Annotated in this window: 12 protein-coding genes, 1 tRNA gene and 2 pseudogenes; 9 read left to right on the forward strand and 6 right to left on the reverse strand. The window is 68.4% G+C overall.

All coding sequences use genetic code 11. The features are described from left to right. Nucleotides 1-129: 129 nt before the first annotated feature. Together AB0M87_RS32930 and AB0M87_RS32935 are read left to right on the forward strand one after the other, a co-directional pair. Entirely contained in the window at nt 130-450 is a 321-nt protein-coding gene (locus AB0M87_RS32930) for a hypothetical protein (RefSeq protein ID WP_365859514.1), read from the forward strand. 11 nt (nt 451-461) lie between these two features. Beyond that, a complete protein-coding gene (locus tag AB0M87_RS32935) occupies nt 462-809 on the forward strand; it encodes a hypothetical protein (RefSeq protein ID WP_365859516.1) in 348 nt (115 codons plus the stop codon). A gap of 89 nt (nt 810-898) precedes the next feature. Here AB0M87_RS32935 and AB0M87_RS32940 read toward each other — a convergent pair whose 3' ends face one another. The 4 genes from AB0M87_RS32940 to AB0M87_RS32955 form a co-directional block, all read right to left on the reverse strand. Next, on the reverse strand, nt 899-2,179 hold the full coding sequence (locus tag AB0M87_RS32940; protein ID WP_365859518.1) for a tyrosine-type recombinase/integrase: 1,281 nt from the start codon (nt 2,177-2,179) through the stop codon (nt 899-901). After that, complete coding sequence (locus AB0M87_RS32945) at nt 2,179-2,355, reverse strand: helix-turn-helix domain-containing protein (RefSeq protein WP_365859534.1); 177 nt, start codon at nt 2,353-2,355, stop codon at nt 2,179-2,181. Before AB0M87_RS32945 ends, AB0M87_RS32940 begins: the two co-directional genes overlap by 1 nt. Before the next feature lie 158 nt (nt 2,356-2,513). Then, nucleotides 2,514-2,924, reverse strand: a complete 411-nt coding sequence (locus tag AB0M87_RS32950) for a PIN domain-containing protein (protein ID WP_365859520.1) — start codon at nt 2,922-2,924, stop codon at nt 2,514-2,516. Continuing rightward, on the reverse strand, nt 2,921-3,142 hold the full coding sequence (locus AB0M87_RS32955) for a hypothetical protein (protein ID WP_365859522.1): 222 nt from the start codon (nt 3,140-3,142) through the stop codon (nt 2,921-2,923). Before AB0M87_RS32955 ends, AB0M87_RS32950 begins: the two co-directional genes overlap by 4 nt. Nucleotides 3,143-3,458: 316 nt before the next feature. On the opposite strand from AB0M87_RS32955, the gene AB0M87_RS32960 reads away from it, so the two are divergent. Continuing rightward, the gene (locus tag AB0M87_RS32960) at nt 3,459-3,896 is read left to right on the forward strand and encodes a type II toxin-antitoxin system HicB family antitoxin (protein WP_365859524.1); all 438 of its coding nucleotides are present in this window, start codon (nt 3,459-3,461) and stop codon (nt 3,894-3,896) included. A gap of 259 nt (nt 3,897-4,155) precedes the next feature. On the opposite strand, the gene AB0M87_RS32965 is transcribed toward AB0M87_RS32960, so the two are convergent. Further along, nucleotides 4,156-4,605, reverse strand: coding sequence for an ATP-binding protein (locus AB0M87_RS32965; RefSeq protein ID WP_365859526.1), 450 nt, complete (start codon nt 4,603-4,605; stop codon nt 4,156-4,158). A 295-nt stretch (nt 4,606-4,900) separates the two neighbouring features. Between AB0M87_RS32965 and AB0M87_RS32970 the strand changes: the two are divergent. The 3 genes and pseudogenes from AB0M87_RS32970 to AB0M87_RS32980 form a co-directional block, all read left to right on the forward strand. Beyond that, nucleotides 4,901-5,209, forward strand: a pseudogene (locus AB0M87_RS32970) (Scr1 family TA system antitoxin-like transcriptional regulator); the annotation flags it as partial. Nucleotides 5,210-5,255: 46 nt separating this feature from the next. Beyond that, nucleotides 5,256-5,471, forward strand: coding sequence for a Scr1 family TA system antitoxin-like transcriptional regulator (locus AB0M87_RS32975; protein WP_365859536.1), 216 nt, complete (start codon nt 5,256-5,258; stop codon nt 5,469-5,471). 35 nt (nt 5,472-5,506) lie between these two features. After that, nucleotides 5,507-5,674: pseudogene (locus AB0M87_RS32980) on the forward strand (DUF397 domain-containing protein); the annotation flags it as partial. A 137-nt stretch (nt 5,675-5,811) separates the two neighbouring features. Here AB0M87_RS32980 and AB0M87_RS32985 read toward each other — a convergent pair. After that, a tRNA-Leu gene (locus AB0M87_RS32985) sits at nt 5,812-5,899 on the reverse strand. Nucleotides 5,900-6,085: 186 nt separating this feature from the next. Between AB0M87_RS32985 and AB0M87_RS32990 the strand changes: the two genes are divergently transcribed. From AB0M87_RS32990 to AB0M87_RS33000, 3 genes are all read left to right on the forward strand, one after another. Beyond that, nucleotides 6,086-7,420 carry a M20/M25/M40 family metallo-hydrolase gene (locus AB0M87_RS32990; protein WP_365859528.1) on the forward strand — a complete coding sequence of 445 codons (1,335 nt, stop codon included), beginning with the start codon at nt 6,086-6,088 and terminating at the stop codon, nt 7,418-7,420. A 172-nt stretch (nt 7,421-7,592) separates the two neighbouring features. After that, nucleotides 7,593-7,826 carry a chaplin ChpH gene (gene chpH, locus AB0M87_RS32995; protein ID WP_365859530.1) on the forward strand — a complete coding sequence of 78 codons (234 nt, stop codon included), beginning with the start codon at nt 7,593-7,595 and terminating at the stop codon, nt 7,824-7,826. 142 nt (nt 7,827-7,968) lie between these two features. Next, the gene (locus AB0M87_RS33000) at nt 7,969-8,676 is read left to right on the forward strand and encodes a chaplin (RefSeq protein ID WP_365859532.1); all 708 of its coding nucleotides are present in this window, start codon (nt 7,969-7,971) and stop codon (nt 8,674-8,676) included. Nucleotides 8,677-8,817: the final 141 nt, after the last annotated feature.

Consider the following 8,817-nt stretch of genomic DNA (forward strand, 5'->3'; position numbering starts at 1 on the left):
CACTGAACGCCTTCGACATCACCTTCGACGGCCGTCTCACCGCCGCCCGACAGTAACCTCAACAACCCGAATTACACCGTTCGTTGGACAGACCCGTACTATGTGCTGGCGGGGCAGACTCCGGTGCTCGTGCACAACTCGAATGGGGCCTGCGGTACAAACCTGACGCGAGGTGAAAAGGTCGCTGCTGCTGCGGGCGTCGATGATCTGCCGCCAGCGTTGCGTAAGAACCTCACCGGCTTCATGAAGAAGAGTCCTGGGGATGCCGAGATCCCGCAGATTATTCGACTCCCTGGAGGCGGTGCGGAGTTCAGCTACAAGGTCCCCGGGAGGGTGCCTGGGTCATACGCGATGTATCGGAAGCGGGTAGATTCTGAAGGGCTCACGGAGTTGGCTTACAAGACGACGTTCCTCCCTGATGGCAGCATTGCGCACATCAAGTTCAAGTGAGGATGAGACCCATGGAATCGGATGCTTGCCCGGCTCTGACCAGCCTGATTCGCTGGGAATCATCGCTGGATGGCCTGATCGAAGCCGCCAACCGATGCGATCGGCATGAGGGACCTTCTGTCCGCCTCGACCGTGATGCCGTAAGGAATGTTCTACAGCGGTGCATTTCCGGATCCGCAGACGTTCTCGAATTGTCGCGATGGGCCGGGGCGGTTCACATGCTGGAGCGTGTCGAGATCGATGAAGTAGACGTCGATTTGCTGACTCAATTCCTCTTCGAGGTGTCGAGTCCTGAACTGTTCGAGCCGATCACCGTGGACGTATGTCAGCGATGGATCAGCCGAATGGAGCATGTGTAGCACTCTGCTCACGCAAAAGCCCGGAGGCCCGGACGGAGAGGATTCCGACCGGGCCTCCGAGGCGTTTGACGGCAACGGTGACGGCAACGTCAGCGGACGACGGCTGCGGCGGGTGGATCGTCGGGGGTGTCGGCCGGGCCGAGAGCGTGGCTGAGGGTGTCGATGGCTTGGCGCTGGAGGCGGAGTCGGACGTGGGCGTAGACGCCGGCGGTGACGCCGATGTGGGCGTGGCCGAGGAGTTCCTTGATGACGACGAGGTCGACGCCCTGTTCCAGGAGCAGGGTGGCAGTCGAGTGGCGGAGGTCGTGGAAGCGGATCGTCCGGAGTCCTGCCTTGTGGAGGAGGCGGCGGAAGCGGCGGGTGAGGTTGGTGGGGTCGAGGGGCTTGCCGTTCGGGGTGGTGAAGACGAGCCCGTTGTCCGTCCCGTCCGGTCCGGCTGTCTGGCGCGCTACTCGCTGCTGTTCCTGGTGGATCTTGAGGGAGTTGATGCACTCGGTGGGCAGGGCGATGCGGCGTTCGGAGGCGCGGGTTTTGGTGTGCAGGACGGTCAGGCCGCCGGTGCGGGTGCGCTGGAGGGACCGGTGGATGGTGGCGGTTCCGCCGCCCAGGTCGAGGTCTTCCCAGTGCAGGCCGAGGAGTTCGCCCTTGCGGAGGCCGGTGCGCAGGGCGAGTTCGTACAAGGCGTGCAGACGGTCGTTGCTGGCTGACTGGAGGAACTGCCGGGCTTCGGCGGCAGTGAGCGGCTGGAAGCGTCTGGGGCGGGGCATGGCCGTCTTGACGTTGCGGGCGACGTTGCGCGGCAGTTCGTCCTCGCGGACGGCGTGCTCCAGGGCGGACTTGAGGACGGCGTGGACGTAGGTCACGGTCAGCGGGGAGAGCCGCTTGTCGCAGCACTGGCCGATGGCGCAGCAGCGCCACCGGTCCGCGTCCCGTTCCTGGGCGCAGCACTGGCAGGTGGTGCGGAGTCCGTCGAGGAAGGTGCGGATGTCGCGGGTGGTGAGCCGGGCGAGTTTCTTTGCGCCGAGGCCGGGGTTGAGGTGGAGGCGGACGGCGGCGGCGTAGCGGGTGTGGGTGTTCTCCCGCAGGTAGTGGACGGCGACGCCGTTCAGCCAGTGCGTGAGGTAGGCGCTCACGGTGCTGTCAGCTGCCGCGACGGGCAGGCCGCGGTTGCTAGCGGCGATCTTCTCAGTGAGCTTGGTCATCGCGTCTTTGCGGGTGGTGCCGTAGACGCGGACGCGCTTGCGGGTGTTGCCGGGGGCGAGAACGTATCCGGCGGCTTCCCAGCGTCCGTCCTTGCGCTGGTAGACGGTTCCGTCGCCGTTGGCGCGGGAGCGGGAGCGGCGGGATGGAGCGGGGCGGGCTGTGGTCATCAGGCGGCGTCCTGTTCGAGGCGGGTGCGGATGAAGTCGGTGAGCGCGTGGGTGGGGATGCGGCGGGCGCGGCCGAGGGTGATCGAGGCGAGTTGGCCGGTGCGGAGGTGGTCGTAGACGGCTGAGCGGCTGAGCTGGAGGCGGGCCATGACCTGGGGGACCGTGAGCAGGTCCAGCGCCGGTGTCGCCTCCGCGTGGCGGACTGTGAGTGGAGGTGGGGAGCAGGCCCCCCGGGAAACGGGCCCCGAGTCGGCCGGGGGAGCACTGCACAGGACGCTGGTCCAAGATCCCGCCGCCCCCACGCGCGACCGGGCACGTCAGCGCGGCAGCCTAGCTACGGCAGGAGAGTGAATGAGCGGGGCGTCTTGGGGCGCACGACGCTGAAGTGACGGCGGTCCAAGGTCGCGATGACATCCGCGCCGAGCCGCTCGGCGACGGCGAAAACGGACGCGTCGACCGCGCGGAGGGGGAAGTCGGCGTACTTCTCGACCAGTTCGACCATACGGTCGATGTCTTCGGCGGCCAGGGGAATCAGGCTGACCTGCCCGAGGCTGACCGAGCGCAGGAAAGCGGCCTCCGCACGGGTGCCGTGCTCGCGTTCCAGCACGTAGCAGACCTCGGTGAGGACCGGGTACGGGACCAGCGGCGGGCGCGGTGTGCGGCGCATCAGCTCGACGCAGCGGGCGTGGTCCTGATCGTCGGCGTCAGCGGCGGCGACCAGCGCCCCGGTGTCCCAGACGATCATTCGGCAGCGCGTCCCAGCTCGACGCGCAGGATCTCGCTGGAGCGGGCGGCCAGGTCGCCCTTGCCGCTGGACAGCGCGCCGACGAAGTCGGGCAGCGACCACTCCTCCCCGCCGTCCTCGGCCGGGGTGCTCTCCCGCACGATGGCGAGTCTCGGCGCGACCTGCGACTCCGGCAGTCGGTCGATCAGCTCGTGCAGCTCTTCCCGCAAGGTGCTCATGAGGCCAGGAAAGGGACAACCGCTCAGGCGCGGGAGCTGTCGGGGCAGGTCGGCCCCACCGAACCCAGCGGTCGAGATCTTTGACGGCAGCGCTGACGGCAACAAGCCCGGACGCCAGCGCACTCCCGCGCGGTGCGGACCTGGGACCGCGTCATGGTGGAGTCGGACCATCGGGGACGCATGCTCGGCTCGGGTGCACGAGCCGATGCCGGCGCAAGTCAGGTCGGTCAGCTCCGCCAGGTCGACGCGGCACAGGCGCGGGTGACCGGCGGGGGAAAGGCTGACCGGCGGGGGCAGCGCTTGCCAGACTGACGACATGACCACTGATGCACTGCACCTCACCGCCGCGATCACCCTTGAGGGCGAGTGGTACGTGGCACGCTGTCTCCAGGTCGAGGTCGTCTCCCAGGGCGAGACCATCGAGGAGTCCCTGGAGAACCTCCGCGAAGCGCTGGAGCTCTACTTCGAGGACGCCCTCGCCCCGAGGTTACCTACGTCATCACCGCCCCCGTGCAAGTGCGGCGCGCCGCGTGAGCCCTGCCGTCCCCACGGGTCTCACCGGAGCCGCGGTGGCCAAGGCGCTGGAGCGGGGCGGGCTCTGGTACGTCTCCACCTGTGGCGGCCACGCAAAGTACCGCAGCGGAGAGCGGACCGTCATCGTCCCCCTCCATCGCAGCCTCGCCCCGGCACCCTCCGCTCAACCCTCCGCCAGGCCAACTGGACCGTGGAGGACCTTGAGGAGCACCTGAAGTAGCCGCGCACCGGTTCTGACGGCAACGTCAGCGGACGGCGGCCGAGGGCGTAGGTCGGGCACGGGGAGGCGGCGGGCAGGGATGCGGCGGCGCGGCCGAGAGTGATGGAGCCGAGCGGTCAAGCTGTAGGCGGCACATGACCTGGGGGCACTTGGCAGTTCCTCTGACGTGCGAGGCCCCCGCCCTCGTCGAGCGGTGATTCGGCCACAGACCGGTGTCTCGTCGAGGGATGAATGCCCCCGGTTGGAAGCGGGCACACCGTCACCGGTGGCACGTGGCCCACACCGTTTTGCCGTCGGGGGAGTAGGGGCGTACGCCCCATTCGGCCGCCAACGCTTCGACGAGCAGCAGTCCGCGTTCCGATTCTCCGCCGGTGTCCGGACACCGCAGCGGCAGGCGGTCGGCTCGGGCGTCGGAGACCTCGATTCGCAGTGTCGTCGCGTCGAGCATGACGACGAGCCGCGCCGTGCGGCCATGTACTTGGCCGTGCAGGGCCGCGTTGGCGGTCAGTTCGGCGATGAGGAGGGGTGCGGTGGCGAGGAGGTCGTCGCAGGCGGGTTGATCCGCCGTCAGCTTGTCCGTGAGCCACCGCTCGGCGGCATGCCTGGCTGTGTGGGCGCCGCGCCTGGTGGTGGGGAAGAGTCTGCTGAAGCGCGTGGGGCTGGTGGGTGCGAGTGGTTTGTGGGTCGCGGCCCCGGATTCCTGGTTCACCTCACCGAGCGTGAGGCAATCGCCCTACGGTGGGGAGTAGGCGTCTTGGTACGGAGAGTGACTGTCTGGCCGTTGGGGGGTGGTTGTCCGGGCAGATGGTGACGTTGTACGGGTGTCCGGCCGTGTCCTTGGCCGGCGACGGTCGGTGGTGGGGGCAGTGACCAAGACGGGGCGGTGGTAAGGCATGGCGGCAGGGCCGGAGGCAAGCGTCGAGGACCCGGTGGGCTCGGAGGAGGTGGCGGATCTGTTCCGGGCCATCGGTCGCCAGGTGAAGGCGGCACGGGAGCGCGCCGGGATGAGCCAGAAGGAACTGGGGAAGCGGGTCGGGTACGGCGAGGAGCAGATTTCGTCGCTGGAGCGGGGGCGGCGGACGCCGCAACCGGAGTTTCTGTTGGCGGTGGACGAACTGCTGGGCTGCGGTGGGCTGTTGGCGGTCGCGGCGGAGGATGTGGAGCGGGCGAAGGCGCGGAGGCGGGTGCGGCATCCCGAGTGGTTTCGGGATTACGCGCGGTTGGAGGCGGAGGCGGTGGAGATCTGCTTCTACAGCACGCTGACCGTGCCGGGGCTGTTGCATACAGAGGGCTATGCGCGGACGATCTTTACCGCGCGGCGCCCGATCCTGAACGAGGACACCATCGAGCAGGACTGGACTGCGAAGGTCACGCAGGGATGGAGGGGCCGTTCATCTCCTCACCCCCAGAGGAAGGCCGCAGGCGGGATACGGCGAGTTCCAGAGTGTAAACCGGCTCATCACGGAGCCGGACGAGGTCCGTATGCTGGCCGCGCGCTACGGAAGCATCCGGGGTCAGGCGCTCAGCCCGCCCGATTCTCGGGCACTCATCGAGAAGCTGCTGGGAGAACGATGAAGAGCGAACAGGCCGACCAGCTCAGCTGGTTCAAGAGCAGCTACAGCGGTGGGGAGGGCGGCGAGTGCGTCGAGGTCGCCGCCGACCGCGCCGCGATCCGCGTACGGGACTCCAAGCAGCGCGGCGGCCCGCAACTCGCCTTCGCGCGCGACGCATGGGCCGGGTTCGTCGACGGCGGCGGGAGGCAGGGCCGGTCCCACTGAGCGCCCGCCATGGCCGGCGGCGGTTCCAGCAGTGTCTGGTACGCGCCGCCGGTAGTTCCCCCTGGTCGCGGGAAACAAAAAGTGCCGGTCGAGACGCATCTCAACCAGCACTCTGCCGCAACCCATGAGCTATCCGATGGTGTCCGAGGGGGGACTTGAACCCCCACGCCCGATAAAGGGCACTAGCACCTCAAGCTAGCGCGTCTGCCATTCCGCCACCCGGACAAGGTGTCTGCCGTACGGCCGTGGGCCGTTCCGACGTGGAAAACCATAGCAAACATTGGGCGGTGCTCGATCACGCCCGATCCCGTGTGAAGCGCGTATGACGACGGTCCGCCGAGCTTGGTGTCGGGGGTACGGCGCGCAAGGATGGGGAAGGGACCACCAGCAGTGACAGTGGGAGGAATCAGCGTGAGCGAGTCGAAGAGGCCAGGACCGACGCAGCCCGTTTCCGGCGAGGACGAGGTCGTGGACCTCTGTCGCGATCTGATCCGGATCGACACCAGCAACTACGGCGACCACTCCGGGCCGGGGGAACGGGTCGCTGCCGAGTACGTGGCCGAGAAGCTCGCCGAGGTCGGCCTCGATCCGCAGATTATCGAGTCCCACCCGGGACGGGCGTCCACCGTGGCCCGGATCGAGGGCCAGGACCCGTCCAGGCCCGCCCTCCTCATCCACGGGCACACCGACGTCGTACCGGCGAACGCGGACGACTGGACGCACCATCCCTTCGCCGGCGAGATCGCGGATGACTGCCTGTGGGGGCGCGGCGCGGTCGACATGAAGGACATGGACGCGATGACGCTCGCGGTCGTGCGGGACCGGCTGCGCAGTGGCCGCAAGCCCCCGCGTGACATCGTGCTGGCCTTCCTCGCCGACGAGGAGGCGGGCGGTGTGTACGGCGCCCACCATCTGGTGGACAACCGGCCGGAGCTCTTCGAGGGTGTCACCGAGGCCATCGGTGAGGTCGGCGGCTTCTCCTTCACCGTCAACGAGAGCCTGCGGCTGTATCTCATCGAGACCGCGCAGAAGGGCATGCACTGGATGCGGCTCACCGTGGACGGCACCGCCGGCCACGGTTCGATGACCAACAGTGACAACGCCATCACCGAGCTGTGCGAGGCGGTGGCTCGGGTCGGCAGGCACAAGTGGCCGGTGCGGGTCACCAAGACCGTGCGGTCCTTCCTCGACGAACTCTCCGATGCTCTCGGCATCCCGCTGGACCCCGAGGACATGGAGGCGACGCTCGACAAGCTCGGCGGCATCGCGAAGATGGTCGGCGCCACCCTGCGCAACTCCGCGGCGCCCACCATGCTCGGCGCCGGATACAAGGTGAACGTCATCCCCGGTCAGGCCACGGCCCACCTCGACGGACGCTTCCTGCCGGGCTACGAAGAGGAATTCCTGGGTGATCTCGACAAACTGCTGGGCCCGCGGGTGAAGCGCGAGGACGTGCACACCGACAAGGCGGTGGAGACCACCTTCGACGGCGATCTCGTCGACGCCGTGCAGGTGGCGCTGCGGGCCGAGGACCCGATCGCGCGCGCCGTTCCGTACATGCTTTCCGGCGGCACCGACGCCAAGTCCTTCGACGACCTGGGCATCCGCTGCTTCGGCTTCGCGCCGCTGAAGCTGCCGCCCGAGCTGGACTTCGCCGGCATGTTCCACGGCGTCGACGAGCGGGTGCCGGTCGACGGACTGAAGTTCGGCGTCCGGGTGCTCGACCGCTTCCTGGACAGGTGCTGACGGACGCGGTAATCCGCGGGAAATGCCGAAGCTGCGCTCAAAATAATCGGTAGTGCGTGCTAGAAGACCGAATCGAGTGAATGGGCGTACCGACACGTAGCCCCAGCCATTTCTCCTCGTTACAGGTGGTGCAGTCCGCGGTTTGGGGCCGCATTGCCAACTAGGAGGAATAATGATCAAGAAGGTCGTCGCTGCTGCGGCTGCCACTGGTGGTCTGGTGCTCGCGGGAGCGGGCATGGCCGTCGCCGATGCGGGTGCCCAGGGTGCTGCGGTGCACTCGCCCGGCGTGCTCTCGGGCAACGTCGTCCAGGCGCCCATCCACATTCCGGTGAACGTGTGCGGCAACACGGTCTCCGTGATCGGGCTGCTGAACCCGGCCTTCGGCAACGCCTGCGCCAACGTCTGACATTGCACATCCGACCCGCAAGGGTCTGAGCCTCGTCGGCCCTGGGGTGCGCGCCATGCGCTCCGGGGTCGGACAGGCCCTCGGCCCGTGGGCAATGAAGCTCGCGAGCTCTTCCGGTAGGTAGAAGACAGGGAACGAACCTATGCGACAGGTCACGAAAAAAGGCCTGATCACGGTGGCGGCAGCGGGCGGAGTGCTCGCGCTGGGTGGCGGTTATGCACACGCCGACTCGTCGGCCGCCGGTAATGCCACGAATTCGCCGGGCGTGCTGTCCGGCAATTCGATCCAGGTCCCGGTGCACATCCCGGTGAACGCCTGCGGCAACACCATCAACGTCGTCGGACTGCTCAACCCGGCGTTCGGCAACGACTGCAGCAACACCTCGTCGGCCCACTCCGGGAAAAGCCAGGACGACGACAAGGGTGGCTACGGCGACGACAAGAGCGGCAGCGGCGACAGCCACCGCGGCGGCGGGGCGACAGCCGTCGGCCACACGGAGGGCTCGCCCGGCATTCTCTCCGGCAACAACGTTCAGGTCCCGGTTCACGTACCGGTGAACGTGTGCGGGGACAGCGTCACCATCGGCGGCCTGGGGAACCCGGCTCACGGCAACAGCTGTGAGAACGTCAGCACCCCGGTCACCGTGCCGGACAAGCCGTCGACCCCCGACACCCCGTCGAAGCCCGTGGTGACTCCGGACGCCCCGGTCGCCCAGGCGGCTCCGGCGCCCGTGGCTACCGAGCAGCTGGCGGAGACCGGTGCCGGTGGCCTCGGTCTGATCATCCCGGCGAGCGCCGGGCTGCTGCTCGGGGGTGCCATCCTTTACCGGCGCGCCCGCGCCGCCGCGTAACGGCCGGCGTCTGAACCGGTCGCGCACAGCAGAAACGGAGGAGCGGGGGGCGCCCGGGGGGGGGGGGCGCCGGCGGGGGGGAGGGAAGACCCGCACCACCAGGGGGGCCCCGCGGCGGGGGTAGGGCCGCCCGGCCGCCCC

It is taken from the genome of Streptomyces sp. NPDC051320, from assembly GCF_040682175.1.
In the GTDB taxonomy this organism is placed as follows: domain Bacteria; phylum Actinomycetota; class Actinomycetes; order Streptomycetales; family Streptomycetaceae; genus Streptomyces.

Bases quoted from the DNA above. Each gene is read 5' to 3' on its own strand.
- AB0M87_RS32955 (WP_365859522.1), bottom strand. From the start codon at position 3,142: ATGAGCACCTTGCGGGAAGAGCTGCACGAGCTGATCGACCGACTGCCG.
- AB0M87_RS32960 (WP_365859524.1), top strand. From the start codon at position 3,459: ATGACCACTGATGCACTGCACCTCACCGCCGCGATCACCCTTGAGGGC.
- AB0M87_RS33000 (WP_365859532.1), top strand. From the start codon at position 7,969: ATGCGACAGGTCACGAAAAAAGGCCTGATCACGGTGGCGGCAGCGGGC.
- AB0M87_RS32940 (WP_365859518.1), bottom strand. From the start codon at position 2,179: ATGACCACAGCCCGCCCCGCTCCATCCCGCCGCTCCCGCTCCCGCGCC.
- AB0M87_RS32950 (WP_365859520.1), bottom strand. From the start codon at position 2,924: ATGATCGTCTGGGACACCGGGGCGCTGGTCGCCGCCGCTGACGCCGAC.
- AB0M87_RS32935 (WP_365859516.1), top strand. From the start codon at position 462: ATGGAATCGGATGCTTGCCCGGCTCTGACCAGCCTGATTCGCTGGGAA.
- chpH (WP_365859530.1), top strand. From the start codon at position 7,593: ATGATCAAGAAGGTCGTCGCTGCTGCGGCTGCCACTGGTGGTCTGGTG.